The following is a 25,394-nucleotide window of genomic DNA, read 5'->3' on the forward strand; positions in this document are numbered from 1 at the left end:
CGTCGATGAAAGAGCATCGTGGCCGTCTGACCAAGGACGGTATCCGCATCTATGAACAGGGTGATTTTGCCGGGATGCACGCGGCGGGCGCTCTGGCGGCGCGGATATTGGATGATATCGCCGCGCATGTCTTTCCCGGTCAGACCACGGGTGCGCTTGACGGGCTGATCACGCAGATGGTCGAGGATGCGGGCGCGACCTCGGCCACGATCGGCTATAAGGGGTATGAACACGCCAGCTGCATCAGTGTGAACCATGTGGTCTGCCACGGTATTCCCGGTGACAAGAAGCTGAAGGATGGCGATATCCTGAACATCGATGTGACCGTCATCGTGGATGGCTGGTTCGGTGACACCTCGCGCATGTATGTGGCGGGCAAGCTGCCGCGCAAGGCCGAGCGTCTGATCCAGGTAACCCATGACGCGCTGTTCAAGGGCATCGAGATGGTCAAACCGGGCAACACGTTCGGCGATATCGGCCATGCCATTCAGGCCTATGTCGAAGCGCACCGGATGAGTGTTGTTCGCGACTTTTGCGGGCACGGTCTGGGCCGCGTGTTCCACGCACCGCCGAATGTGCTGCATTATGGCCGCCCCGGCACAGGCGCGGTTCTTGAGGAAGGCATGTTCTTTACCATCGAGCCGATGGTCAATCTGGGCCGCCCCGAAACCAAGACGCTGGCCGATGACTGGACCGCTGTGACCCGCGACAAGTCGCTGTCGGCACAGTTCGAGCATTCGGTGGGCGTAACGGCAAATGGGGTCGATATCTTTACCCTGTCACCGGGCGGCAAGTTTCACCCGACCTATTCGTCCTGATCGGCGACCTGTTCGCGCAGGAGTTTCAGCAGCATCGTCTCAGCCCCCCAAGGGGTAACCGCATCGTGGATGAACACCGGCGCGCGCAGGGGGTTGGGGTCAGGTTTCGTCGTAACCTCGGCGTCGCGGGAGACTGTCCAGACAAAGGGTGTCAGAGCATGGTCCATGGCTGCACCCTAGCACAGTTGGGGGTCAGAGTCCCAACAGCGGGTGCGCCTGTGACATATCCGTGATCACCTCGGCCCCAAGATCGGCCAGCCTGTCACCACCGCCATGCGGCGCGTAGGCCAGACAGCGCATATTGGCCCGGATTGCGGCCGTAACGCCATTGTGGCTGTCTTCGATGACCACAGGGGCCTGTGCGCCAAAATTCTCGGCCGCCAGTTGGAACATCTTTGGATCAGGCTTGCCGGTGCCAAGCACATGGGCCGAGAACATCACATCTTTGAACCGGTCCCAAAGCCCGTTCTGGCCCAGCGTGATCTGCATCTTGTCCGGACTGCCGTTTGAGGCCACGCAATAGGGGATGCCCCGCTGATCCAGCGCCGCAAGCAGGTCCGCGACACCAGATACCAAAGGCACACCGGCGCGCAGGCGGTCGTAGGTTTCGGCATAGACCTGATCAATCCAGTCTTCGGGCAGATCAGCGCCCATTCCACGCGCCTTGTCGCGCACCCCAACCATGGTTCCGCCCACAAACAGGGACATGCATTCGGGCAAGGTCAGGTGCAGGCCATAGCCCGCCAGATTGTCCGCCAGCACCTGGTTCGAGATCACCTCGCTGTCGACCAGAACACCATCGCAATCGAAAATGACCAGATCATGCACTTTGATCACCGTTCCGCATCAATGAGATATACGTGTCGCCATATTTGCGACTGTCGTGCACCGTGAACCCGGCCGGAGCCTGCATCCGTGAGTTTTCTTCCCAAACCAGCAGCGCATCATCCGCGATCCAGCCATTGGCCAGCGCGTCAATGGCTTTCTGTCCCATGGCCTTTCCATAAGGCGGATCCAGAAAAATCAGATCGTAGGGCGCGCCCGGATTTTCGCCCAACCGGGTTGCATCGCGACGGATCAGGTCTGTGCGCCCGGCACTGCGGGTCAGGTCGATATTCTTGCGGATCAAACCCTGCGCCACGCGCCCGTCATCAACAAAGGTGACATGTGCCGCACCGCGTGACAGTGCTTCGAGCCCGAGCGCCCCGGTGCCAGCAAACAGGTCCAGCACGCGCAGGCCGTCGAAATCGATCTGATGGGCCAGCACGTTGAACAGGCTTTCGCGCACCCGGTCGGTGGTCGGGCGCAGATGCGCGCCCGCATCGCCCTTGCCGACGGGGGTCAGGGCGCGACCGCGGAACTCTCCGGCGATGATCCTCATGCCTTGAGCAGCGGTTTAAGGTCTGCGTCCGGGTCAGCCACGACGGCCGGGTCGGCCGTTTTTCCCATCTCGATCAGGCGTTTGCCGACCATATAGGCGCGCGGATCGTTCATCGCGTCGACCGCAATCAGCTTGTCGCCGTTGTAATACCAGAAGGATACGGTCTGCCCTTCGCCCTGCCGCGTCACCACGCGGTCATACCCGGTGTTCAGGCCCGCGATCTGAAGCTTGACGTCGTATTGATCCGACCAGAACCACGGGGTTGCCACATAGTCCTTGGCCGCGCCCAGCATGTTCTGGGCCACGATCTCGGCCTGATCAATGGCGTTGGGGACGCTTTCCAGACGGATGCGGCCTTCGCCATGGGGAAAGGAGGCGCAATCGCCAGCCGCCCAGATCGACGGGTCGGACGTGCGGCCATGGGCGTCGGTCCTGATGCCGTTGTCCAGGTCCAGCCCCGCCATCTCAGCCAGTTGGGTTGCGGGTGCAATACCGACGCCAACCACGACGAAATCGACCTCGAGTTTTGTACCGTCAGTCAGAACCGCGCCGGTGACCTTGCCGTTTTCGCCGATCAAATGATCCAGTCCCACGCCTTCGCGGATGTCAGCACCGTATGCACTGTGCAACGCGCGGAAATAGTCGCTGGTTTCGGGTGCCGCAACTCGTTGCAGGATGCGGTCGGCCATCTCGACCAGAATGACCTTGACACCGCGCTTGGCGCAGACGGCAGCAGCTTCGAGACCGATATACCCGCCGCCCACGATCAGCGCGCGAGCGCCTTCGGTCACTTTGGGCTCCATCTCGTCGATATGGGCCAGATCGCGCACCACATGCACACCGTCCAGATCGCCACCAATCGCGGCAGGCAGGCGGCGCGGGTCCGATCCGGTGGTCAGCGCCAGTTCGTCGTAAGAGATAACCTCATCCCCCAGCGTGACCGTTTTGGCCTTGGGGTCGATACCGGTGACGCGCTGACCCAGACGCAGGGTGATGTTGTTTTCCGTATAAAAACTTTCAGGCCGCAGGAACAGACGCTCAAGCTCCATCTCGCCCAGCAGATAGGCTTTGGACAGGGGCGGGCGCTGATAAGGCAGATGCGGCTCGGCCCCGATCAGAGTGATTTCACCCGCAAACCCGTCCTTGCGCAGACGGGCCACCAAAGACGCGCCTGCCTGCCCCGCGCCGATCACGACAATATGGCTCATGCTTTGCCTACCCCGCAGTTTTCAAGTGGTCACCGTGTTCAGACCACCTATATTGCGGCTAAGCCCAATTCTGCAAATCCAAACGACAGGAGCTGAATAATGATTTCAACAGGAGATACCCTGCCCGAAGCAACGCTGATCCAGATGGGTGCGAACGGGCCGGAAGAGGTGCGGATTTCAGACAAGACCAAAGGCCGCAAGGTGGTGATCTTTGCCGTGCCGGGGGCCTATACCGGCACCTGCACGACCGCCCATGTGCCCAGTTTCATCCGCACAAAGAAACAGTTTGACGCCAAGGGCGTGGACGAGATCCTGTGCCTTTCGGTCAATGATCCGTTTGTGATGCAGGCGTGGGGGCAATCCACGGGCGCGACCGAGGCGGGACTGACCATGGTATCGGACGCGGCGGCAGAGTTCACCAAGGCCATCGGCATGGATTTCGATGCGCCGCCAGTGGGGCTTTTCGCGCGGTCCAAGCGATATGCAATGCTGGTCGAGGATGGCAAGGTCACGGTGCTGAATATGGAAGAAAACCCCGGTGCCTGCGAAATTTCCGCCGGAGAAGGCCTGCTGGATGTGATCTGATTTTGATCGGCCCCGGTCCGACCGGGGCCTTTCGCCGCCAATTTAACTTGAAGCACCGCCCCAGAGCGCGAATACTTGGCCTATTCATACGGGGAGTTTTTTCATGAAACTTAACGCGTTCTACCTATTACTGTCCGGCGCCGCCCTTTTGGCGGCCTGTGGACCGGCCCCAACCCCGCAACAGCAAGCTGCACGCCAGCACGAAATCGCCTGTCTGGGCGGAACGTTGGGCGGGGCGTTGATCGGGGGCGCGATCGGCAACCAGTTTGGTGGCGGATCGGGCAAGACGATCCTGACCGCAGCGGGCGCTGCCGCTGGCGGCATCGAAGGTCAGAGATTCGCGTGCTGAGGAGGTCGATATGAAACAGTTAAGCCTGGTGATATTCATGGTGGCTTTGGCCGGTTCGGGTCACGCCGAAAGCGTGGCTGAACTGCACGAAAACGAGTTGAAGGCCATCGACGCCAACAATGACGGGTTCCTGTCCAAAGACGAGTTCGATGCTTTCTCGGATTATGCCTTTCAGACGATGGACGAAGACAGGAACGGTACTCTGGGTCAGGCCGAGGCCAAGCCGTTCATGGACATCAAACTGTTCCGCAACGCTGACCGAAACGGCGACAACGTAATCTCAAGACCTGAATTTGACACTCAGATGGGCGCGGATTTCCAGTCCGCCGATCAGGATGGGAATGGTCAGCTTGATTAACAGCAGGAGTTTGGGATGAACAAATGGCTTGGGGTGACGGCGCTGGGGCTGGTTGCGGCCTGTGACGTGCCGCAGGCCCCGTTGGTGACAGGCCCGGACGGGCAGGCCCGCATTCAGATCAACCTGTCTGGCCTGACCTGTTATGAAAACAAGTGTCTGGATATCAACCCGGCCGCGCGCAGCGTGCGTCAGATCGGAAACAAGACCACGGGCATTCCAAGGGCGATTGACGTCAGCGACGGCACTGTCACGCCTGCCGAGTTCCGGCAGATGGGCACTGCCGCATCGCTGGCAGGCGGTGAAGGGTCAGGCCGCAACGATCGCTAGCACAGACTGTCCATCTTGCGGGCCAGCTTGGCATCCAGCGACGACAGGCCGCCCACGTCATGGGTGGACAAGACAACCTCGACCGTGCGGTAGACATTGAACCATTCGGGGTGATGATTCCACTTCTCGGCCCAGATTGCCACCTGTGTCATCCAGCCGAAGGCATGGACAAAATTGTCGAAAATGAAGGTCTTGGTGATCGCATCGCGGCCTTCAACCATGGTCCAACCGTTTTTGAACAGCGGATCCAGCAGCGGGCCACGGGTTTCGGTCGACAAGAGTTCGGTCATTGCTGTTCCTCCGGGTTCGATTTCCTGAACGGGCCGTAGTCCGTCAGAATCTCGATCTCTTCTTCCACTGCGTGGCCTTCGGCGTCCAGGTATTTCTTGACCGCATCAGCAAAACCCGGATCGCCGACCCAATGCAAGCTATGCGTGCGTGTTGGCAGGTACCCTCGCGCCAGCTTGTGTTCGCCCTGTGCGCCTGCCTCGACCCGGGCCAGACCTTGGGCAATGGCAAAGTCGATTGCCCTATAATAGCACAGTTCGAAATGCAGACAGGGATGATGTTCGATGCAGCCCCAATAGCGCCCAAAAAGGGTTTCTCGGCCGATGAAGTTCAACGCACCCGCAATGGGAAAGCCATTCCGTTCGGCCAGCACAAGGGCCATGTCTTCTGCCATCGTGTCCTGTGCAATATCAAAGAACTGGCGCGTCAGATAGGGTGAGCCCCATTTGCGCGATCCGGTGTCCTGGTAGAACCGCCAGAACGCGTCCCAATGTTCGGGGCGCAACTGGTCACCGGTCAGAGTGCGGATCTCGCTGCCAAAACCACAGGCCTGTGCGCGTTCTTTCCGGATAGTCTTGCGCTTGCGCGACGACAGCGCGCTCAGGAAGTCGTCGAAATCTGAATAGTTATCGTTCAGCCAGTGAAACTGCTGCGATCGGCGCAGCATCAGGCCCATTTGCTCACCGGCCAGAGCTTCGTCTTCGGTACAGAAGGTCACGTGAAGGGACGAGACCCGGTTGTCAGCCGCAAGCTGTACCGCCCCCTGAACCAGCGCCGACATGCCGATCCGTTCATAGCCCGGACGCACCAGAAACCGCCGCCCGGTTGCCGGGGTGAACGGCACCGCGATTTGCAGTTTGGGGTAATACCGCCCGCCCGCGCTTTCATAGGCATGGGCCCAGCTGTGATCAAAGATGTATTCGCCCTGGCTGTGCGATTTAGCATACATCGGGGCCGCCGCAATCAGCATCCCGTCAAGATAGGCGGTCAGGTATTGCGGCTGCCAGCCGGTGCCACGCCCGACCGAGCCGCTGTCCTCCAGCGCCAGCAAAAAGCGATGTGTGGTAAAGGGGTCAAGCGGCCGCCCGCCATCGGCAACTTCGGGGCAGGCGCAGGCATCCCACTCTGCCGCTGAAATCTGCGACAGAGCACCCAGTACCTGAACCTCGATCTGTGCCTGATCCATACGTCCTCCGTGCCTGCCCTTTATCTGTGACCGCACGAAGGGGGTTCAAGTCGAATGCGCAGCCAAATAGCCTTCGAAGGTCACATTGTCGGCAACCTTGCGGGCTTCTGCCTCTTGTTCGGGCGACCGGATTGTCCAACACAGGATCGGCACGCCCCGCGCCTTGAGTTCCGCCACGCGGGGGCGCGACAGGTCTGCGGCTTCGTGGCTGATGAAACTGGCGCCGACACGGTCGAAATCCGGGATATCGCGCAGGTGATCGCAGACGCTTTGCGGCAAAAGCTCGACACTGGGTTCATAGGCGCAGGTCGTGATCCCGCGCGGCAGATGCGGCGCCAGCCGCGCCAGTTCAGCTACCGAGTTGGGATTGAAGGACATCAGGGCCACCGGGCCTTTGTAGCCCTGCAACGCGCGCACGGTGTCGCGTTCAAGCGCGCCCACATTCGTGCCCATCGCCCCGTCCTGATCCTTTAATTCGATCAGCAACGGCACCCGGCCCGCGACAATGTCCAGCACATCATCCAGTGTCGGAATGCCGTCATCCCCATGCAGAAGCGGCGTGCCAGAGGCGGCAAGTGCTGTGACCTGCTGAATGGGCCCCGACTGCCCGGTCAGGCGGGTCATGTCATAATCGTGAAAGACCATTGCCTGGTCATCTGATGTCAGCTGAAGATCGATCTCGATCCCGTATCCAGCTTCAATCGCAGCACGAATGGCCGCCCGGCTGTTTTCCGGGCGGTTCTTGGTAATGTCATGCAGCGCCCGATGCGCAATCGGGGCCTGCAAAAACACATCTGGCAGGGGCGGCGTCATTCGATTTCGAAGATGCCTTCGATCTCGACCGCGACACCCAGCGGAAGCGACGCCGCGCTGACGGCGGAACGCGAGTGGCGACCGGCATCGCCCAGCGCCTCGACCAGAAAATCTGACGCGCCGTTGATTACCTGGGGCTGTGCCGTGAAATCAGCGGTCGAGTTCACGAATCCGGTCAGTTTGATCACGCGGACCAGCTTTTCGATATCTCCGCCGCAGGCCGCCTTGACCTGTGCCAGCAGGTTGATCGCGCAGACACGCGCCGCCGCAGCCCCGGCTTCGACATCCAAGTCATCGCCCAGTTTACCGGTGATCAGCTTGTCAGTCTTCGAGATCTGGCCGGATACATACAGGATATTGCCGACACGCACGAAAGGCACATAGTTGGCCGCAGGCGCGGGCGCTTCTTCCAGCGTTACACCGAGGCTTTCCAGTTTGGCAGCGATGCTCATTGCGAGGGTCCTTCCCTAAATTCAACTCTGCGGGACGCTAACCGGGAAGCACGGATTGGGAAAGACGGAAACCGGCAAATTTCGGCCTTCCTGCGATCTGAGCGTATCTTTACTGAAAATTCACTGTTGATCGACGGTCACTTTACCCCACCGTGATGGACAGGTTACACGCAAGGTGTTTCATTTAAGACCTGAAACGACTATGTGACTGCAACTTGTGCCGCTCCGGCACGTGGATTTTGGTGGATTATTGATTGAATGTCCGGCAGGCGCATATGCCGGGCCATTTAGGAGAGACAAAGATCGTGTCGAGCAGATTTCGCCTGAAACACCTTGTTTTACTGTCGCTCATGGCCGTTGTGTCCGCCTGTGCAACCACGCCACCCGAGGGTGCCTCGCGCAGTGACGTGTTTGATCCGTATGAAAATGCGAACCGGGGAATTCACAAGTTCAATCTGGGTGTTGACCGGTTTCTGTTCCGGCCGGCCTCGAAAGGCTATGTCAAAATCGTTCCTGACCCGATGGTCACCAGTTTCAGCACTTTTGCCGAAAACATCTCGCTGCCCGGTCAAGCGGTTGACTACCTGCTTCAGGGCAACCCGAAACAGATGGGCAACGCCCTGCTGCGCTTTGTGATCAACATGACCGTAGGTGGCTTTGGCCTGTCTTCGCCCGCTGATGAGCTGAACCTGCCACCGGTGGACACGGATTTCGGTGAGACCCTGCATGTCTGGGGAGTGGGTGAAGGCGCTTATATCGAGCTGCCATTCTATGGCCCGTCAACCCAAAGGGATGCAATTGGGGTTGTGGTCAACCTGTTCTCGAACCCGATCAATTTCAGCCCGACCCGACCCGCCGACAACCTTGGCGTCTACGCCGAAATCGTGCGGCGCATGGGGGATCGGGGCCGGTTCTCGGATACTGTCGATTCCATTCTTTACGAAAGTGCCGACAGCTATGCGCAGGCTCGCCTGATCTATCTGCAAAACCGCCGCTTCGAACTGGCAAGAGATGACGAAGACGCCTATCTGGACTTGTATTCTGACCCCTATGCCGAAACCGGGACGGACCCGGTCAGGGACCCCTATCTTGACCCCTACGAGGACCCCTATGCTGAATAACGCGCTGAACCGTCGTCATTTTATCGCAGCCGGACTTGCGCTGGCAGTGCTGCCCGTACCTGCCTTTTCCCAGACCGAGGCCGCCGCCAAGGCGCTTGTGACCAGCGTGGTTACCGACATCAACCGGGTGATCGAGTCGGGCAAGTCCGAAAAAGCGATGCTGCGCGATTTCGAAAAGATCTTCGCTCAATATGCCGACGTGCCGATCATGGCGCGCTATGCGCTGGGTGCGGATGCCCGCTCAGCCAGCCCGACCCAGCTGAAACAGTTCACCGCTGCATTTCAGGGTTATATCTCGCGCAAATACGGCCGCCGTTTCCGCGAGTTCATCGGCGGTGAGGTCGATGTTCGCAATGCCCGCAGGATCAAGGCCGGGTTCGAGGTTCGCACGATGGTCAAGCTGCGCGGATCAGCCCCGTTCGATGTGACGTTCCTTGTTTCCGACAAATCCGGCCGCGACAAGTTCTACAACATGTTCATCGAAGGCGTGAATCTGTTGCTGACCGAACGCACCGAGATTGGCGCAATGCTGGATGCCCGCAAAGGCAACCTGAACCAACTGATCACGGATCTGAAAAAGACGGGTTAAGCCGTTTCCGGCACAAAAGTGTGCCGGACAGCTCGTGTTTTTGGAAGTTCAAGAGGGTCGGGTCTGCCTGACCCTTTCTCATGATGCGCGTGCCTGACAGATTTACGGCATGTAGCTGCGAACCAACGCGCCTGCGATCAAAGCCCACCCGTCGGCGATTACGAAAAACGCCAGCTTGAACGGCAAAGACACGATGGCAGGTGGCACCATCATCATGCCCATCGACATAAGCACCGCCGCAACCACAAGATCGATGATCAGAAAGGGCAGGAAGATCAGGAACCCGATCTGAAAGGCACGCGCGATCTCGGACAGCATGAAAGAGGGCATCAACACCGATAACGGGGCCTGGGCAGACAGCTCGACCGCGTCACCGCCGGGGCGCAGGGCCGCCATTGCATAAAACGTATCTGAATCCAGCCGGTTCGCCATGAAGGTGCGAAACGGCTCTAACGCGCGTTCCAGCGCGGGCTCGACCGCCATGGTTTCTTCCATCATCGGGCGTATTCCCGCGGTCCAGGCCTCGGTGAACACCGGGTCCATGATGAAATAGGTCAGAAACAGCGCAAGACTGACCAAAAGCATATTCGGCGGCGATTGCTGCAGGCCGACACCCTGCCGCAGGATCGACAGAACGGTGATGAGAAACGGGAAACAGGTGATCATGATCGCCAGACCCGGAGCAACGCTGAGCACCGTGATCAACAGGATCAGCTGGATGGTGCGGGCCGAGATCGAACCGCCTTCGCCCAGCGACAGGGTTACATCCTGAGCCGCCGCCATCGACGGCAGGGACACCACTACAGCCAGACCCAGCCAGATCACATAGCGCATCAGCCGATTCCGTTTTGCAGATCCGCAATCTCGGTCAGGCGCACGGCCAGTTGCCCAGCCTGATCGCCCTCCATCTCCTCAAGCACCCCGCGTGCCACCAGCTGATCCCCGACATAAAGGTCGACCGGGTCCTCGATCCGCTTGTCCAGGGTCAGCACCGCGTTCTCACCCATGTTCAGCAAGTCCCGGATCAACGGGCGGGCGCGGCCAACCGAAACGGTCACTTCAATCGGAACCGTTTCGAAAGGATTGGGTTTTTCGGTTTTCGGGAACTGGGTGTCATTCATTGGACAAAGCCTTTCTTGCCTCAAAGACGTATGCGTCAAATGCCTGTGCAATGGTGGACAGCAGGGCCGCGCAATCAATCTCGCGCCGGCTTGTGCCGACCTGTAATCGCGCCTGTCCAGGTGCCAGGCCAGGGTCTTCGATGACACGCGGTGCGGAGTGCAGGGTCTGCGGCAGCAGGGATTGCACGGCTTGCGCGCACCCTTCCGGCACCATGACCTGCATCGGTTGTTCGATTTCGACGCGCGCCATCTCGCAAAGTTGTTCGACGATCCGGGCGGCCAGCCCGCGTTCGACCATGTCAGGCAATACGGTCTGAACCAGGCTTTCGAACATCGGTTCCAAAGACAATGTCATCCGGGTAAGCGCCTCGTGACAGGTGAAGGACATATCCTCGAGCGATCCCGCCAGTTCGGCCGAAACACGGTCGCGGTTCTGTTCCTGCGCCTGCGCGGCATCCTCCCAACCGGCACCGTACCCGCTTTCGAACGCGGCAAGGCGTTGTTCTTCCAGCGTTTCCTCGTCCAGATACAGAACGGCTCCGGCGCTGGTTCGGGTGGTGAAATCCTCAAGCAGATGAGCGATGGACATCACACGCGCTCCTCACCTTCTTCGAGCCAGCTGCGAAGGATCTCGACCGTTTCTTCCTGCTTGTCGCCAATCATTGCGCGCAACCGATCAACCGGATCCCCGGTGGCACTGACCCCAAGCGCGGGAACGGCCCCTTGTTGGGGCAGCGGCGTGAACTCTGCCGTTCCGTCGGCTGCAATTTCACCGGTCAGGACCGACGGGGCCGGTGCCCCTCCCTCCGCAGCCGGCAACAGCGCCGGGACCATTGCGGGGTTCATCAGGATTGGACGGATCACGAACAACGCCAGCACAAGCGACACCAGCGCCAGTGCGGCCATCTGGATCAGTGACATGGCGTCCAGATGGATGTTTTGCCAAAACGAAGAGGAAACCAGAGTGCCTTGCGGCGCGACCGTCGGTAAATCCAGTGATTTCAGCGTGATGACGTCCCCACGCGCGGCGTCAAATCCCACAGCCGAGGCCACCAGCTCCTCAAGTGCGTCGAGTTCCGTCTGTGGCAGCGGCGTGAAGGATTCAGCGCCCGAGGCATCCACCGCCCGCGTTCCGTTAACCAGAACGGCAACCGTCAGGCGTTTGATCGCACCCGGGGCAGTGTGCACCTCCAGCTCGGTTTCGGAAACCTCGTAATTCACCCGCTCGCGTGTCTGGGTCCCGGTCGAATTCGATTCGTCCCCCCCCGCACCATCGCCGTCGGGCAGGTTTGAGGCCACCGTGACATCGGCTGACTGGTTGCGCGCGCTGTCGGAGCGTTCCTCGACATCCGTGCTGATCGCCACCCTGCCTTTGGGGTCAAAGCGCCGCTCACGCAGGGATTCTGTCCTGGTTTCAGTATCGACGCTGACCTCGACCACGGTATTTCCCGTGCCAACTCGCGCTTCGACCAGACGCAGAACCCGTTCCCGCAGCTGCCGCGCCTTGTCATCTGCCGTGTCGGCGGCCACGGCGGTGTCCTGCCCACCAATCACGGACCCGTTCGAATCGATCACAGTCACGCTTTCAGGCGACAGACCACTAACGGCCGAGGCGACAAGAAACCGGATGGCCTTGGCCTGATCACCGGTGATATCCCCCCCCGAGGGCACCAGATAAACCGAAGCCGTCGGTGCGACGCTGCGCTGAAACGGATTGGCAGAGCCATTGGCGATATGAACGCGGGCCTGGCTGACATGCGGGCTGCCCACGATCGTGCGCGCCAGTTCCCCCTCTTTCGCGCGCCAGTAGGCGGCATCAAACATCTGGGATGTGGTGCCGAAGCCGTTCAGCGAATCCAGTAATTCATAGCCCTTGTTGCCGTTGGCCGGCAGACCTTCGCTGGCCAAAGTCATCCGCAGCTCGTCCCGCTGTGCGCCAGAGACGTAAATTGATCCGCCCCGAATCTCGTAGGTCACGCCACGCTGATCCAGCGCGCGCACGATATCCCCGGCGGCACCGCTTTCCAGACCCGCGTAAAGCAAGGTCATCGACGGCGCTGTCGCAAGGCGCGACATCCCGAGGATCCCCAGAAACACCAGCACAACCGCACCGGCAACGACGATTTGTTTACGCCTGTCCAAACTTGCCCAGACAGTTCCGATCTGCTGCACGCTCACCTCCGACTCGCCGACATTCTGCCCGGCGCATCCTCTGTTTGGACGATTGCCCTTAACAATCGGTTAGTCCCTGCAAGGTTATGACAGGGCAGATCACAGGAATGAGGACGTCATGACCGACGCAACGGCTGAACAGGCGGAAACCCCGGAAAAGAAGGGGAAAAAAGGAATGATCGTCGGGGTGATTCTGGCCATCGCCGGTGCCGCCGGTGGGTATTTCCTGACCTCGTCCGGGCTGCTGCCGCTGGGAAACAAGGCCGAGAAGGCGGAAAGCCATGACGTGGACAAGGATGAACCGGCCAAGGCGTTGGCGGATGTTGCCTTTATCGATTTGCCGCCGGTGATCGTTTCGGTGAATTCCGGCGGCGCGCGGCATCTGAAGTTTCACGCACAGCTTGAGGTTAACGCCCCGTACATGACTGACGTGGAAAAAATGCGACCGCGAATCATGGATGTCCTGAACGGGTATCTGCGGGCCGTCGAATTGAAGGATCTTGAGGATTCACTGGCGTTGATGCGTATCCGGGGCCACCTGCTGCGCCGCATCGAGATTGTCGTTGGCGAAGGTCGCGTGCGCGACGTGCTGGTGATGGAATTTGTTTTGAACTAGGAGGCGAAATTGGAGCTGATTGCGGATATTTTGCTGGTCGCCGGCGCTATGGGTGCGGGTCTGTATTGTTTTGTGCTGTCGCGCCGTCTCAAGCGTTTTGCCGATCTAGAAAAGGGCGTCGGCGGCGCGGTGGCGGTGCTGTCGACCCAGGCGGAAGAGCTGCGGAGATCACTAGATGATGCGCGCAATGCCTCTGATCAGTCGGGCGATCAGCTTAGGGCGCTGACGGCGCGCGCCGAAACGGTGGCACAGCGGCTGGAACTCATGATGGCGTCAATGCATGACGTTGTGCCTGAAAAAGACACTGATCCCCAACCCGAGGCAGAGGTTTCAGAGACAAGCACCATCACCGAAGTTCCGGAGAGCGTGAAGCACGAAGGCAAACCCGAGCCGCAGGCCAGCGAAGCCGCTGCGCCCGAAGAACAGACACGCGTACCTGAGGGGCTGATGTTCTTCCGGCATGACCGCAAGCAAGGCGAGGCGCAGATATGAGCCGCCCGCGGATCAACACTCCCAACGCGCGGCCCCGCGGAGGTGTACTTGCCGTGATCTCATTGCTGATGATCGGCTCGGCTGCCATCCGCATCGGGCTGGAAGCCGGACCCGCCTTTGCCAAACCTGCGAAACCTGAGGCGGAACACGATGAACCCGCCCCGTCCGACACTCGTGACATGCGGGTTCTGCTGACTGAACTTCTGCGCCGGGAAGAACGTGTCAAACAAAAGGAAGACATGCTGCGCGAGCGGGAAAACGCTCTGGAAATCGCGGGTCAGGCTATCGAGATGCGCATGGCCGCGCTTGAGGAGGCCGAGGAGTCGTTGCGCACCACTCTGGCGCTGGCGGACAGGGCGGCGGAAAACGACCTGACGCGCCTGACCGATATCTATCAGAACATGAAGCCGAAAGACGCGGCTGCGCTGTTCGAAACCATGGACCCGACCTTTGCCGCCGGGTTTCTGTCACGCATGTCACCGGATGCGGCAGCCGGGGTTCTGGCGGGGCTCAGCCCCGAAGCGGCCTATACGATCAGCGTTGTCATGGCGGGCCGAAACGCCTCGGCCCCTCAGGAATAGTCGCCCGTGTTCCCCGCGGTTGCAACACACATAGCCGGAGATCTCAGATGATTGGAATTGTTGGAATTGTCGTCATTTTCGTGATGGTCTTCGGCGGCTATCTGGCCGCTGGCGGCAAGATGACCATCATTCTAAAGTCGCTTCCGTTTGAAATGATGATGATCGGTGGTGCCGCGGTTGGTGCCTTTTTGATCAGCAACGACATCGGCGGCGTGAAACACACGATCAAGGACATGGGGAAGGTCTTTAAAGGCCCGAAATGGAAGCCCGAGGATTACCGCGACCTGTTGTGCCTGCTGTTTTCCCTCATCCGCATTGCCCGCGCCAATCCGGTAGAGGTGGAACAGCATATCGAAGACCCCGGCAGCTCGGACCTGTTTTCGTCCTACCCCAGAATTCAGGCCGACAAGGAAGCGGTTGATCTGATTTGCGACACGATGCGGTCCGCGGCGATGAATTACGACGATCCGCATCAGGTCGAAGAGGTTCTGGAGAAACGGATGGAAGCGAATTTCCACCATGCCCTGCATTCGAGCCACGCCTTGCAAACCGTGGCCGACGGCCTGCCCGCACTTGGAATTGTCGCCGCCGTTCTGGGGGTAATCAAGACAATGGGGTCCATTGATCAGCCACCGGAAGTTCTGGGAAAACTGATCGGCGGCGCCCTTGTGGGTACGTTTCTGGGTGTCTTTCTGGCCTACGGTCTGGTTGGTCCCTTTGCGGCCAAGCTGAAATCCGTTGTCGAGGAAGACAACCACTTCTATCAGTTGATCAAGGAAGTTCTGGTTGCAAACCTGCACAACCACAATGCTGCCATGTGCATTGAGGTCGGACGCCAGAACACACCAACGCACAACCGCCCCGGTTTCTCTGAGCTTGAGGATGCGTTGAAAGAGCTCAAACGGGCCGCAGCATGAGGCAAACCGCGATACTGGTTGCAGCGTTGATCACGCTTGCAACGGCCGCAACCTCTGAAGAGGTGACTGTGCGGTCCGGTGAACATGACGGCTACACCCGGCTGGTTTTCACCGTTCCACCGGATACGGGTTGGGTTCTGAGCCAACGCAAGAACGGCGCCAAGCTGGCAATTGACCTGAAGGGTGTCACATTTCGGACGGGTTCGGTGTTCGGGCGGTTGACATCAGATCGGCTGGCCGCGCTGTCGCAAGCGCAACCCGGTGACGCGCTTGAGCTGGAATTCGGTTGCGACTGCACCGCGTCGGCGTTCCTGTTTCGAAACTCGATGATCGTTCTGGACATTGCGCCAGCAATAGCCCTGCCCCCCTTGCTTGCGGAAATCCCTCCGCCGACTCGAAAAAAACCGGCAGCGCCGAAAGCTTCTCCCGCGGAACACAAGCTTCTTTCCCAGCTGAACCTGCCGCTTCTGACCGGGAAGACGCACGGGATCAGGGATCAGTTGTCGACCCGTCTGGTGCAAGGGGCGGACCGTGAGCTGCTGGACCTGAATCTGGCACCTGTCGGACCGCGCCGTTCTGCCTCGTCCGAGGCCGTGACACCGTTACCCGGATTGACGTCGAACATACGCGTGACCTCGGTTCTGGATGATCTGCAGGACATTCTGAACTCTGGTTTGCAGCAGATCGATAACAACCCGGTTTGTATCTCAACGGCTGAACTGGGCTTCACGACATGGTCCGGGACGCGCCCGTTTCCAGAGCAGGTGTCCGTCCTGCGCACCGCCCTGTACAAAGAGTTCGACCGTCTTGATGCGGAAAGTGCGCTGAAACTGGCAAAGCTCTATGCCTATCACGGCTTTGGGGCCGAAGCGCTGAAGGTTTTGCAGTTATTGAACACCCCATCGGATGAGATTGGCCGTGTTGAAGGGATTGCACGGCTGGTGGATGAGCGGCCGGCACAGGTGCCAAATCCGTTCAGGGGCCAGCAACGGTGCAACAGCGACGTCGCACTTTGGGCCGTGCTATCTGAGGGAAAGCTGGCACCTGATGCACATCTTAAAGCCATCGAACACAGCTTTGCAAAGCTGCCAGAGCATCTTCGCCGCCACCTTGGCGCGCGGCTTTCGGACAACCTGACAGACGCGCAGGAACTGGAGGCCGCGCGCAGGATCATGCGTTCGGTCGACCGGGTTGAACAGATCCCGTCCCCGAACGCTACGCTGGCCCGGGCTGGCGTCGCCGAAGCCGAAGGCGACAGCGCCCTTGAAGAGGCGCTGCTGACCAAGGTCACGACCTCGGCCGGGGCCAAGAGCGAAGCGCCGGTGGCTTTGGCGCGGCTGGTGGAAAAGCGGTGGTTCGACCGCAAGACCGTGTCCTCCAAGGAACTTGAACTGGCCGGGTCTTACGCGATCGAATTCCGGCGATCCGATCTGGGCCCGATGATGGACCGCACCTATGCGATTGCTCTGGGTCTGAGCCAGGATTTCGACAGCGCATTCGATGCGATCCAGTCTTTGCCAGACGGTTCGGACAGCAACAGCGCTTTCAACCGTCACCTGCAATTGCTGGCAGAGCGATCAGACGACCTTACCTTTTTGCGTCAGGTTACGCTGGTGCAGCAGTCGGGTCGGGCGGCGGTGCTATCCACGGATACCGCGATTGCACTGGCCGAACGCCTGGCCGTGCTTGGCTTTGCCGATCAGGCCGTTGCGCTGGCAAACAGGCCTGAAGATCAGGCCCGGCGGTCAGAGCGTGCCCGTCTGCGCGCCCGTGCGGCGTTGTTGTCGGACCGCCCGCAACAGGCCATGCTTGAGCTGGCCAATGATACCTCGGACGAGGCGCTCGTCCTGCAGGCGCAGGCGTTGGACAAGGTGCAGGACTATGCGGCGGTGGCCGAACTCATGCAGAACCGCGGGCAACAGGAAGAAGCAAACCGATACCTATGGCTGGCCGGGTTACCGGAGGAAAGGATTGGGCCCTCTGACGGAAAGTACGCAAGCCTCAACCAAACCTCCGAGGCCCTTTTGGCCCCGCCGGTTCGCGTGTCAGGCAAGCCGTTGGCGGATGCGGGAAGCCTGCTGGAGGACAGTCTGGCAACGCGGCAGAGGATCGTCGAAATGCTGAACACGGTCAGGGTGGAGTGAGGTTTCCCAGCCAACCGGTCCAGTTGCCCGGATCGATGCAGGCGGGACGGGGCGCGGTTCACGGTTCTGGCGGATCAAAAATCAGCGGTGTCAGGTCTGCATACCGCGCGCTTTTGTCCGGCCAGCCAAGTATCACTTGACGGATGCGGTCGGCACGATCCTGTCCAAGCACGGGGGCCGCAAACTGCGTATACTTGGCGATGACATCGTCCCGCGTCATGGGGGCCTCGGGGCCGCCACGGGCATGTATGCCCCCGGATTTCAGAACGCGGCCATCCGTTGTCCTGATCGTGACGTCTGCCCAGCGCCCTTCGGGAAACCGGACGCTGTGGTGTTCGCTTTCCGCGACCGTGATACGGGACATCAGATTGGCGACCGCAGGATCAGACAGGCCAGACCCTGAGATATGTTCAACGCCGATGCGCCCGTAAACAGCCTGAACTGCCACGGCAAATGGCAGGGAATACTGCGCTTGCGAGGTTGTTTCGGGCAGCCCCGCAAAAAGGCAGGCCGCCTGATGAAAGCTGTTGATATGCAACGCTTCGATCTGCGCGCTGGTCAGGTCATGCGCGATCATGACAGCGCGCACGCCATCAATCGCGGCATGGGCCCAGCGACAGATCGGATAGGGTTTCACGTATTGATGTTCGACCTGCCAAAAGGTGCCCAGATCATTCCAGTAGGGTGTGACCTCTTCCGCCTCGATGGTGATGGCGGGCGCACCGGTAAAGCCGCGTTCGGCCAGAACAGCGGCGGAAAGCCCTACCATCGCGCCCCAGCCCGACCCGTCATGCAGCATTGTCGGGTTGGCAATCTCGCGCATCATCTGACTGCGTGGACCGTGATATTCGGCGATCCCCATCGCCTGCCGCATCTGGTCGGCAGATAATCCGCGCAGGCGCGCCGCCATCGCAACCACGCCCAGCGCGTTCCAAGCACCGGAAGTGTGGTAGTCGCTGACACTTGCGTGCAGCGACAGGCCCGCGCGCCCGGCCACCTCGTACCCGGCAACGACCGCCGCCAAAGCCTCGGGTCCGGTCAGATTCGGGCAATGTTCGGCCAGTGCGGCCAGCGCTGGCAACACGACCACCCCGATATGGCCCTTGGTGGGGTTATATCCGTCGTGACCGTCCAGATTGTCGGTTTGCGTGGCGGCAGCATAGGCAGCACCCGCCATGCTGACGGTGCGGCCATCGAACAACATCCGTGCGCCATATGCAGGATCGGTACTGGCATAAAGCAATGCCGCCGTGTCCCGCGCGATCACGCCTGCCTGCATCGGGCCGGATGCGATCAGGATCCCCATCGTGTCGAGCATCATCAGCGCCGCAGCCTCTAGTGCGCTTTCAGGCATGTCCGAGGCTGCGCGGGTCAGCGTGAAATCGGCAACCCTGGAAAATGTATTTGTCTGCGGGTTATGCGCCATGAGAGCTCTCCTGTCGGGCGGGGCCGGTACAGGAAAGTCAGCCACAGGTAAGGGCGGGCTGGTACTCTGTTCCCGACGCCAAATGTCGGGAACAGAGGAAAACGAACGAAGAAGAGGCCCTAGTAAGGGGCTTCGACGACATTCATGGAAACGTAGACCGTTTTCATTTCCGAAAAATGGTTGATCGCCAGCTTCGAATTCTCGCGTCCGACACCCGACATTTTCGATCCGCCGAACGGGGCTTCGACCGGGGCAAGGTTATAGGTGTTGATATAACAGGTTCCCGCCTCGAACCCGGCCACAACACGGTGCGCGCGGGTCAGGTCATTGGTGAAGACGCCTGCGGCCAGACCAAATTCGGTGTCATTGGCACGGGCCATGACCTCGGATTCCGTGTCGAAATCCAGCACCGACATGACGGGGCCAAAGATTTCCTCGCGCGCGATGGTCATGTCATCGGTCACATCAGAAAAAACGGTTGGCTGCATGTAGAAACCGCCGCCTTCGATCCGGTTGCCGCCAAAGACTAGCCTTGCGCCCTCGGCCCTGGCTTTGTCGACGTAGCTCAGCGCGATGTTCAACTGGTTTTCGCTGACCATCGGACCAAAGCTGACGTCCTCGTCCATCGGATCGCCGATTTTGGCGTTGGCCAGACGTTCGGACAGGCGTTTCAGGAAGGCATCCTTGATCCCTTTTTGCACAAAGACGCGGGTACCGTTGGAACAGACCTGGCCCGATGAATAGAAGTTGCCAAGGATCGCGCCGGACACCGCGTTTTCGATGTCGGCATCGTCAAAGACGATCATCGGAGATTTGCCGCCCAGTTCCATGGTCACGTGCTTCATACCGTCAGCTGCCGCGGCATAAACCTTGCGGCCTGTCGGCACCGATCCGGTCAGCGAGACCTTGGCCACACGCGGATCAGTGACCAGCGCGGCACCTACGTCGCCATAGCCCTGAATCACGTTGTAGACACCCTTGGGCGCACCGGCTTCGACCAGAATCTCGGCCACTTTCAACGCCGAAAGAGGCGTCGTTTCCGAGGGCTTGAAGACCATCGTGTTGCCGCAGGCCAGCGCCGGGGCACCTTTCCAGCAGGCAATCTGCGTGGGATAGTTCCACGCCCCGATGCCGACGCAAACGCCCAGCGCCTGACGGATGGTGTAGACGAAATCGCCACCGCCCAGCGGAATATGCTCGCCGGTCAGAGAGGCGGCCAACCCGCCGAAATACTCCAGCGCGTCCGCACCCGATGTGGCGTCTGCCACCGTAGTTTCCTGAATCGGTTTGCCGGTGTCATGGGTTTCCAGAACCGACAGGTCATAATTGTGGTCGCGCATGATGTCGGCCGCGCGGCGCAGAATGCGGCCGCGTTCCGTTCCAGTCAGTGCGGCCCAGGCTGCCTGAGCCGTTTTCGCGCTGTTCAGAGCCTTTTCCACAATCGCCGGTGTCGCCGAATGCAGGCGGGCAATCACCTCGCCGGTGGCGGGGTAGATCACGTCAATGGCCGCGCCATCGGTATCCTCGACATAGGCGCCGTCGATGAAATGGCTGGCCTTGGGCTGAAACTTCATACCGTGTCCTTTTCTTTAACACCCGTCCGGACGGGGCATTTGGTCGTTTGGAATCGGCCCTAAAGGTTATTGACTAGCCAGTCAATAAAATCATCCAAGCGGCAAGTTCACGCCTGCCACCGGGCACAAACCTTGAAATTTTTGGTTAATGTTCTATATATGTTCTACATAGTCAGAGGACAAACCGATGACCCAGCACATGCGCCACGTGGCACTGAACGGGCCAAACAACGACTACCATCTGCTTCCGGTAACAGACCGGCAGATGCGATATGCGCGCGCCATTGCCGAGAAATCAGCGCTTGAGATTCCGGTCGAGGCGCAGCGCGACAGGCGGTTGTTGTCCGACTGGATTTCCGCCCACGAACCGCGCGACACCTCGCAGTTCGACAATTACCCGACGGGCAAGCAGGTGGCGTTCGCCGAACGGATCTCACGCAGCAAGCGCCGCCCGATCCCGTCCGAGTGTTTTCGGGACAAGAAAATGATGTCCCGCTGGATTGATCACAACAGATAACCCTTACTTAGGGTCTTCTGGCGCATGATTGCGGGTATAAAGCGCAACCGCCGCCGCAACAAACATACCCAGCAGAATGTAACCGGTTACTGCCTCGGACACGGCAAGCCCGCGACACAGGCCGGTCGGGGACATGTCGCCATACCCGACCGTGGTAAAGGTGACATATGAAAAATACAGGACATCCCCTGGACCCTGCGCCCCGACCACACAGTTGTCGTTGTACCCAAAAGCCCCGTAGACGGCGGCGAACAGGAACGGGACGACCTGGATGAATGACACGCCCATCAGGAACAAAAGCCGTCGCGGCGATTTCACCTGTGTCATGTAGTACCAGGATTGCGACACCAGCCAGATCAGCAGGCCAACTGACGCGATTGTTCCGATCATGTCACCCGCAGCGGTTTCGTTCAGGCGCGACAACCCGAACCAGGCAAGAAAACTTGTCAGAACCAGCCCCAATGCCGCAATCAGGGTCGATTTCCATTCTTCCAAAGTTGTGGGTTTGCGATGCATGAACGCTCTCTCAGCCTAGTCTGAGGGTGATCATCCGACCTAAAGCAAGGGCCTGCAACCCGCTTTCAGTCCTGACGCAAATGCGGCTCGCCCCGCTTGCGCGCAAGCACAATCTGTTTTTGCCGTTCACGAAAGCGCTTCTTGTCGGCCTCGGAGGTCTCGTCGATGCATTGGTGACAGGACACGCCATGTTCATATTCGGGGCGTTTCATATCCTCGGGCAGGATCGGACGACGGCAGCCATGGCACAGCCTGTGCGGCCCTTCTACAAGGCCGTGGCCAACCGAGACACGGTTGTCGAACACAAAGCATTCACCCTGCCACGAACTGTCTTCGGATGGCATCTCTTCAAGATAGCGCAGGATGCCACCTTTGAGGTGATAGACATCCTCGACCCCCTGCCCCAATAGGTAATTGGTGGATTTCTCGCACCGGATACCGCCGGTGCAGAACATGGCAACGCGCTTGTTGTGAAAGCGGTCCTTGTTCGCCGCCCACCAGGCAGGAAATTCGCGGAAACTGGCTGTTTCAGGGTCTATTGCGCCTTCAAACGTGCCGATCGCCACTTCGTAGTCATTGCGGGTGTCGATCACCACGACATCTTCCGAACGGATCAGATCGTTCCAGTCCTGCGGGTCGACATAGTTGCCGACACGGGCGCGCGGATCGACATCCGGCTGACCCATGGTCACGATCTCTTTCTTCAGCCGCACTTTCATCTTGCCGAAAGGCGGATGATCCGAGGTCGCCTCTTTCCACTCCAGGTCCGAGCAACCGGGCAAGGCACGGATATGTGCCAAAACCGCATCGATCCCGGCGCGTGGGCCTGCGATGGTGCCGTTGATGCCTTCCTGTGCCAGCAACAGCGTTCCCGTGACGGACTGCGCGCGGCACAGATCAAGCAACGGTTCGCGCAGTGCGACGGGGTCCGGGAATCGGGTAAAGTGGTAGAGGGCAGCGATCGTGTACATATGCGCGATCTACCCCCGCAAACCCGGAGTCGCAAGGGATTGCATTGACGCCCCGGCCCCGGCCCCCTACCGATAAGGCAGTTTTACGGAGGCCGCCATGACCCATGCCCTGCTTGTCATCGATGTCCAGAACGATTTCTGTCCGGGCGGTGCCTTGGCAGTGACCGGAGGAGACGAAATCGTCGCGTCTATCAATACCATGATGGAGGAGTTCGACGCCGTGATCCTGACGCAGGACTGGCATCCGGCGGGGCATTCTTCCTTTGCCAGCTCGCACAAAAGCAAAAACCCGTTCGAGCTGATCGACATGCCTTATGGCCCGCAGGTGCTGTGGCCGGACCATTGCGTTCAGGGCTCAAACGGTGCTGCGTTTCACCCTGAACTGCGCACCGATGGAGATTTGATCCTGCGCAAGGGGTTCCGCAGTGGCATCGACAGCTACTCCGCGTTCTTCGAAAATGACCATCAGACGCCAACAGGCCTGAAAGGCTATCTTGAGACCCGAGGCATCACCCGTTTGACACTGGTTGGATTGGCGACCGATTTCTGCGTTCACTATTCGGCTGTAGACGCTGCCCGGTTGGGATTCGATGTGATAGTCCGGATGGATGCCTGCCGCGCGATTGATATGGACGGATCACTGGCTGCCGCCGAGCAGGCCATGCGCGATGCCGGTGTTACGCTGGCCTAAGGTGTCGCCCCGGCAGCAGCCAGCAGTTTGATCGTCACAAACAAAACAACGGCCAGCCCAAACGCCAACCCGATACGCCCCGAAATTGAACGCCGACGTTCCGAAACGGGTTGCTGTTGCTGTGGAGGCGCTTTGCGCACCTGACGCGTACGCACGATCCCGGCCATGGGCTGCGCCATCCGAATGTAATGCAGAAAATCCCACAGGTTGAACTCGCCGCAATACTCCCCCTGAACGCCGCGCGATTTTATGTTCTCAAACAGAGAACGCAGAATCCTGACCCGGTCCACCTGATCTTCGGCCGGAAATACGCCGGGCACGATGCCGCTGTTCCGCGACTCGAGGCTGAACCCGGCATCCAGGAAAATCTTGCGGATTTTCGGCGATGTTCCCCGTAGCGCATCCGCTGTTCTGATGTCGCGAAACACCGCACACACCTGGCGTTCCACATCAGAGTCTGACCCCAGCTTCTCCGGGTCAATTTCGTTCAGTGCTACATTAACAATATCAAAATCGTACTCGAGACCCATTCACAAACTCAGTTTCGTCTTTCCATCCCCTTCTCTCACTAACCGGCGAAAACAATGCACAATATGCCCGTATTGTGACGTCATGCTGGCATTGTAACCAAATCAGCGACTCTTGCCATTCCCGTTGTCGATTGATCTAACTACGGAAATCGCAGGAGTTCCCCATGGTCGACATCGCGACCCGTGTCTACAATCACAAATGGAAGATTGACCCGATTGTCCGGTCTTTAATCGACACAGACTTCTACAAACTGCTGATGTGCCAGTCAGTGTTTCGAAACAAGCCCCAAACAAACGTGGTGTTTTCCCTGATCAACCGGTCGAATCACGTGCCTTTGGCCCGTTTGATCGACGAAGGTGAGCTGCGGGAACAGCTGGATCATATCCGCACGCTTAGTCTCAGCCGAGGGGAAAGCACCTGGCTGCGGGGCAACATGTTCTATGGAAAACGCCAGATGTTCCGTTCCGATTTCATGGAATGGTTCGAGAATATGCGCCTGCCGCCCTACCACCTTGAACGCAAAGGCGATCAGTATGAACTGACCTTTGAAGGCAAATGGCACGAAGTCATGTTGTGGGAAATTCCGGCGCTGGCGGTGCTGATGGAACTGCGCTCGCGTGCTGTGCTGAACGACATGCGCCGGTTTGCGCTACAGGTGCTATATGCCCGCGCGATGACCCGCGTGTGGGAAAAGATCGAAAAGCTGAGCACGATCAACGGTCTGGGGATCGCCGATTTCGGCACACGACGACGGCATTCCTTCCTGTGGCAGGACTGGTGTGTGCAGGCGATGATCGAAGGACTGGGCCCCGCGTTTACCGGAACCTCGAACTGCCTGATCGCGATGCGGCGTGAGGTTGAGGCCATCGGCACCAACGCGCATGAGCTGCCGATGGTCTATTCCGCGTTGGCGGATACGGATGAAGCGCTGGCGCAGGCCCCATATGATGTTCTCAGCGACTGGCATGACGAACATGACGGCAACCTGCGCATCATCTTGCCCGATACCTACGGTACCAAGGGGTTTCTGGACAACGCGCCCGACTGGCTGGCGGGCTGGACCGGTATTCGCATCGACAGCGGTGATCCGGCTGCTGCGGCCGAGGTGGCCATCGACTGGTGGAACGCACGCGGTGAAGACCCGACCCAGAAACGGATCATTTTCTCGGACGGGTTGGACGTGGACAAAATCCAGGAATTGCATGCGCAGTTTGCTGACCGCACCAAAGTATCCTTTGGCTGGGGTACCTTGCTGACCAACGATTTCCGCAGTCTGGTTCCAAATGACGCGCTGGCGCCGTTCTCATTGGTCTGCAAAGCCGTATCCGCCAATGGACGCCCGACGGTAAAGCTGTCGGACAACCCGGAAAAGGCGATGGGCCCGAAGGACCAGATCGAACGCTACAAGCGGGTGTTTGATGTCGGAACGCAAAAGGCGATCGAAGTGATCGTCTGAACCACGGCGGCGCATTCATCATTTGTCAGCAACTCACCTGATGTTAGTTTGGGTAGCATTCCCATTGAGCATTAAGGTTGAGATGCAATGATTTTTGAACCAAAGAACTTCTACGATACCGGCGGATCCCGGGATGAGCTTTCACTTTTTTCCTACGCTGCATACCTGATATCCCGCGCGCAGTTTCTGCGAGC

32 protein-coding genes are annotated in these 25,394 nt (G+C 59.4%); 15 read left to right on the forward strand and 17 right to left on the reverse strand.

Annotated elements, in window-relative coordinates:
- The first annotated feature begins 5 nt into the window (after positions 1 to 5).
- Positions 6 to 818, forward strand: a complete 813-nt coding sequence (gene map, locus ACR0AP_RS09360) for a type I methionyl aminopeptidase (RefSeq protein ID WP_209598440.1) — start codon at positions 6 to 8, stop codon at positions 816 to 818.
- On the opposite strand, the gene ACR0AP_RS09365 is transcribed toward map, so the two are convergent.
- From ACR0AP_RS09365 to ACR0AP_RS09380, 4 genes are read right to left on the reverse strand one after another with little or no spacing between them, the layout of a single operon-like run.
- Positions 806 to 985: a hypothetical protein gene (locus ACR0AP_RS09365; protein ID WP_480506529.1), complete on the reverse strand. Its 180-nt coding sequence runs from the start codon at positions 983 to 985 to the stop codon at positions 806 to 808. The two genes, map and ACR0AP_RS09365, sit on opposite strands and share 13 nt — an antisense overlap.
- Before the next feature lie 25 nt (positions 986 to 1,010).
- The gene (locus ACR0AP_RS09370) at positions 1,011 to 1,646 is read right to left on the reverse strand and encodes an HAD family hydrolase (RefSeq protein ID WP_209598441.1); all 636 of its coding nucleotides are present in this window, start codon (positions 1,644 to 1,646) and stop codon (positions 1,011 to 1,013) included.
- Entirely contained in the window at positions 1,639 to 2,199 is a 561-nt protein-coding gene (gene rsmD, locus ACR0AP_RS09375; RefSeq protein ID WP_209505122.1) for a 16S rRNA (guanine(966)-N(2))-methyltransferase RsmD, read from the reverse strand. The genes ACR0AP_RS09370 and rsmD overlap by 8 nt, the downstream gene beginning before the upstream one ends.
- A complete protein-coding gene (locus ACR0AP_RS09380; protein WP_480506530.1) occupies positions 2,196 to 3,407 on the reverse strand; it encodes an NAD(P)/FAD-dependent oxidoreductase in 1,212 nt (403 codons plus the stop codon). The genes rsmD and ACR0AP_RS09380 overlap by 4 nt, the downstream gene beginning before the upstream one ends.
- A 99-nt stretch (positions 3,408 to 3,506) precedes the next feature.
- Between ACR0AP_RS09380 and ACR0AP_RS09385 the strand changes: the two genes are divergently transcribed.
- The 4 genes from ACR0AP_RS09385 to ACR0AP_RS09400 all read left to right on the forward strand — a co-directional run bounded on the left by ACR0AP_RS09385 (position 3,507) and on the right by ACR0AP_RS09400 (position 5,026).
- Positions 3,507 to 3,992: a peroxiredoxin gene (locus ACR0AP_RS09385; RefSeq protein WP_209598443.1), complete on the forward strand. Its 486-nt coding sequence runs from the start codon at positions 3,507 to 3,509 to the stop codon at positions 3,990 to 3,992.
- Between the two features lie 103 nt (positions 3,993 to 4,095).
- A complete protein-coding gene (locus tag ACR0AP_RS09390) occupies positions 4,096 to 4,341 on the forward strand; it encodes a glycine zipper 2TM domain-containing protein (RefSeq protein WP_209598444.1) in 246 nt (81 codons plus the stop codon).
- Between the two features lie 10 nt (positions 4,342 to 4,351).
- Positions 4,352 to 4,699: an EF-hand domain-containing protein gene (locus ACR0AP_RS09395; protein ID WP_480506531.1), complete on the forward strand. Its 348-nt coding sequence runs from the start codon at positions 4,352 to 4,354 to the stop codon at positions 4,697 to 4,699.
- A gap of 15 nt (positions 4,700 to 4,714) precedes the next feature.
- Positions 4,715 to 5,026: a hypothetical protein gene (locus ACR0AP_RS09400; RefSeq protein WP_209598446.1), complete on the forward strand. Its 312-nt coding sequence runs from the start codon at positions 4,715 to 4,717 to the stop codon at positions 5,024 to 5,026.
- On the opposite strand, the gene ACR0AP_RS09405 is transcribed toward ACR0AP_RS09400, so the two are convergent.
- Genes ACR0AP_RS09405 through ACR0AP_RS09420 form a run of 4 tightly spaced genes read right to left on the reverse strand, consistent with a single transcriptional unit; the run spans position 5,023 to position 7,765 of the window.
- Positions 5,023 to 5,316, reverse strand: coding sequence for a 4a-hydroxytetrahydrobiopterin dehydratase (locus tag ACR0AP_RS09405; RefSeq protein WP_209505128.1), 294 nt, complete (start codon positions 5,314 to 5,316; stop codon positions 5,023 to 5,025). The two genes, ACR0AP_RS09400 and ACR0AP_RS09405, sit on opposite strands and share 4 nt — an antisense overlap.
- Positions 5,313 to 6,500, reverse strand: a complete 1,188-nt coding sequence (locus ACR0AP_RS09410; RefSeq protein ID WP_480506532.1) for a GNAT family N-acetyltransferase — start codon at positions 6,498 to 6,500, stop codon at positions 5,313 to 5,315. The genes ACR0AP_RS09405 and ACR0AP_RS09410 overlap by 4 nt, the downstream gene beginning before the upstream one ends.
- A 45-nt stretch (positions 6,501 to 6,545) precedes the next feature.
- The gene (locus ACR0AP_RS09415) at positions 6,546 to 7,313 is read right to left on the reverse strand and encodes a glycerophosphodiester phosphodiesterase family protein (protein WP_480506533.1); all 768 of its coding nucleotides are present in this window, start codon (positions 7,311 to 7,313) and stop codon (positions 6,546 to 6,548) included.
- Complete coding sequence (locus ACR0AP_RS09420; RefSeq protein ID WP_209505131.1) at positions 7,310 to 7,765, reverse strand: RidA family protein; 456 nt, start codon at positions 7,763 to 7,765, stop codon at positions 7,310 to 7,312. Before ACR0AP_RS09420 ends, ACR0AP_RS09415 begins: the two co-directional genes overlap by 4 nt.
- A 350-nt stretch (positions 7,766 to 8,115) precedes the next feature.
- Here ACR0AP_RS09420 and ACR0AP_RS09425 point away from each other — a divergent pair, with 350 nt between their 5' ends.
- Positions 8,116 to 8,886, forward strand: coding sequence for an MlaA family lipoprotein (locus ACR0AP_RS09425; RefSeq protein ID WP_267364637.1), 771 nt, complete (start codon positions 8,116 to 8,118; stop codon positions 8,884 to 8,886).
- Positions 8,876 to 9,475: an MlaC/ttg2D family ABC transporter substrate-binding protein gene (locus tag ACR0AP_RS09430; RefSeq protein ID WP_480506534.1), complete on the forward strand. Its 600-nt coding sequence runs from the start codon at positions 8,876 to 8,878 to the stop codon at positions 9,473 to 9,475. The genes ACR0AP_RS09425 and ACR0AP_RS09430 overlap by 11 nt, the downstream gene beginning before the upstream one ends.
- A gap of 102 nt (positions 9,476 to 9,577) precedes the next feature.
- On the opposite strand, the gene fliP is transcribed toward ACR0AP_RS09430, so the two are convergent.
- From fliP to fliF, 4 genes are read right to left on the reverse strand one after another with little or no spacing between them, the layout of a single operon-like run.
- Positions 9,578 to 10,309 carry a flagellar type III secretion system pore protein FliP gene (fliP, locus tag ACR0AP_RS09435; RefSeq protein WP_480484562.1) on the reverse strand — a complete coding sequence of 244 codons (732 nt, stop codon included), beginning with the start codon at positions 10,307 to 10,309 and terminating at the stop codon, positions 9,578 to 9,580.
- On the reverse strand, positions 10,309 to 10,596 hold the full coding sequence (locus tag ACR0AP_RS09440; RefSeq protein WP_267364617.1) for a FliM/FliN family flagellar motor C-terminal domain-containing protein: 288 nt from the start codon (positions 10,594 to 10,596) through the stop codon (positions 10,309 to 10,311). Before ACR0AP_RS09440 ends, fliP begins: the two co-directional genes overlap by 1 nt.
- Positions 10,589 to 11,185 (reverse strand): FliH/SctL family protein, encoded by a 597-nt coding sequence (locus tag ACR0AP_RS09445; protein WP_480506535.1) that lies wholly within the window; start codon positions 11,183 to 11,185, stop codon positions 10,589 to 10,591. The genes ACR0AP_RS09440 and ACR0AP_RS09445 overlap by 8 nt, the downstream gene beginning before the upstream one ends.
- The gene (fliF, locus tag ACR0AP_RS09450; RefSeq protein WP_480506536.1) at positions 11,185 to 12,768 is read right to left on the reverse strand and encodes a flagellar basal-body MS-ring/collar protein FliF; all 1,584 of its coding nucleotides are present in this window, start codon (positions 12,766 to 12,768) and stop codon (positions 11,185 to 11,187) included. The genes ACR0AP_RS09445 and fliF overlap by 1 nt, the downstream gene beginning before the upstream one ends.
- A gap of 118 nt (positions 12,769 to 12,886) precedes the next feature.
- Between fliF and ACR0AP_RS09455 the strand changes: the two genes are divergently transcribed.
- Genes ACR0AP_RS09455 through ACR0AP_RS09475 form a run of 5 tightly spaced genes read left to right on the forward strand, consistent with a single transcriptional unit; the run spans position 12,887 to position 17,518 of the window.
- Complete coding sequence (locus ACR0AP_RS09455) at positions 12,887 to 13,384, forward strand: flagellar basal body-associated FliL family protein (protein ID WP_480506537.1); 498 nt, start codon at positions 12,887 to 12,889, stop codon at positions 13,382 to 13,384.
- Positions 13,385 to 13,393: 9 nt separating this feature from the next.
- On the forward strand, positions 13,394 to 13,876 hold the full coding sequence (locus ACR0AP_RS09460; RefSeq protein ID WP_480506538.1) for a DUF6468 domain-containing protein: 483 nt from the start codon (positions 13,394 to 13,396) through the stop codon (positions 13,874 to 13,876).
- Complete coding sequence (locus tag ACR0AP_RS09465; RefSeq protein ID WP_480506539.1) at positions 13,873 to 14,457, forward strand: MotE family protein; 585 nt, start codon at positions 13,873 to 13,875, stop codon at positions 14,455 to 14,457. The genes ACR0AP_RS09460 and ACR0AP_RS09465 overlap by 4 nt, the downstream gene beginning before the upstream one ends.
- A 47-nt stretch (positions 14,458 to 14,504) precedes the next feature.
- A complete protein-coding gene (motA, locus tag ACR0AP_RS09470) occupies positions 14,505 to 15,374 on the forward strand; it encodes a flagellar motor stator protein MotA (protein WP_209505140.1) in 870 nt (289 codons plus the stop codon).
- Entirely contained in the window at positions 15,371 to 17,518 is a 2,148-nt protein-coding gene (locus tag ACR0AP_RS09475; protein WP_480506540.1) for a hypothetical protein, read from the forward strand. The genes motA and ACR0AP_RS09475 overlap by 4 nt, the downstream gene beginning before the upstream one ends.
- Positions 17,519 to 17,576: 58 nt before the next feature.
- Here the strand turns inward: ACR0AP_RS09475 and ACR0AP_RS09480 are convergent, their stop codons facing one another.
- Together ACR0AP_RS09480 and betB are read right to left on the reverse strand one after the other, a co-directional pair.
- A complete protein-coding gene (locus ACR0AP_RS09480; protein WP_480506541.1) occupies positions 17,577 to 18,944 on the reverse strand; it encodes an MmgE/PrpD family protein in 1,368 nt (455 codons plus the stop codon).
- Between the two features lie 119 nt (positions 18,945 to 19,063).
- Positions 19,064 to 20,518 (reverse strand): betaine-aldehyde dehydrogenase, encoded by a 1,455-nt coding sequence (gene betB / locus ACR0AP_RS09485; RefSeq protein WP_480506542.1) that lies wholly within the window; start codon positions 20,516 to 20,518, stop codon positions 19,064 to 19,066.
- A gap of 187 nt (positions 20,519 to 20,705) precedes the next feature.
- Between betB and ACR0AP_RS09490 the strand changes: the two genes are divergently transcribed.
- On the forward strand, positions 20,706 to 21,035 hold the full coding sequence (locus ACR0AP_RS09490) for a hypothetical protein (protein ID WP_209505144.1): 330 nt from the start codon (positions 20,706 to 20,708) through the stop codon (positions 21,033 to 21,035).
- Between the two features lie 3 nt (positions 21,036 to 21,038).
- Here ACR0AP_RS09490 and ACR0AP_RS09495 read toward each other — a convergent pair whose 3' ends face one another.
- Together ACR0AP_RS09495 and trhO are read right to left on the reverse strand one after the other, a co-directional pair.
- Entirely contained in the window at positions 21,039 to 21,551 is a 513-nt protein-coding gene (locus ACR0AP_RS09495) for a potassium channel family protein (RefSeq protein ID WP_480487029.1), read from the reverse strand.
- 65 nt (positions 21,552 to 21,616) lie between these two features.
- Positions 21,617 to 22,522: an oxygen-dependent tRNA uridine(34) hydroxylase TrhO gene (trhO, locus tag ACR0AP_RS09500; RefSeq protein WP_480506543.1), complete on the reverse strand. Its 906-nt coding sequence runs from the start codon at positions 22,520 to 22,522 to the stop codon at positions 21,617 to 21,619.
- A 97-nt stretch (positions 22,523 to 22,619) separates the two neighbouring features.
- Here trhO and pncA point away from each other — a divergent pair, with 97 nt between their 5' ends.
- A complete protein-coding gene (gene pncA, locus ACR0AP_RS09505; RefSeq protein WP_480506544.1) occupies positions 22,620 to 23,213 on the forward strand; it encodes a bifunctional nicotinamidase/pyrazinamidase in 594 nt (197 codons plus the stop codon).
- On the opposite strand, the gene ACR0AP_RS09510 is transcribed toward pncA, so the two are convergent.
- Positions 23,210 to 23,743: a hypothetical protein gene (locus ACR0AP_RS09510; protein WP_209505148.1), complete on the reverse strand. Its 534-nt coding sequence runs from the start codon at positions 23,741 to 23,743 to the stop codon at positions 23,210 to 23,212. The two genes, pncA and ACR0AP_RS09510, sit on opposite strands and share 4 nt — an antisense overlap.
- Before the next feature lie 164 nt (positions 23,744 to 23,907).
- Between ACR0AP_RS09510 and pncB the strand changes: the two genes are divergently transcribed.
- On the forward strand, positions 23,908 to 25,200 hold the full coding sequence (gene pncB, locus ACR0AP_RS09515; RefSeq protein WP_480506545.1) for a nicotinate phosphoribosyltransferase: 1,293 nt from the start codon (positions 23,908 to 23,910) through the stop codon (positions 25,198 to 25,200).
- Positions 25,201 to 25,394 lie beyond the last annotated feature (194 nt).

It is taken from the genome of Ruegeria sp. AF7 (assembly GCF_056541885.1).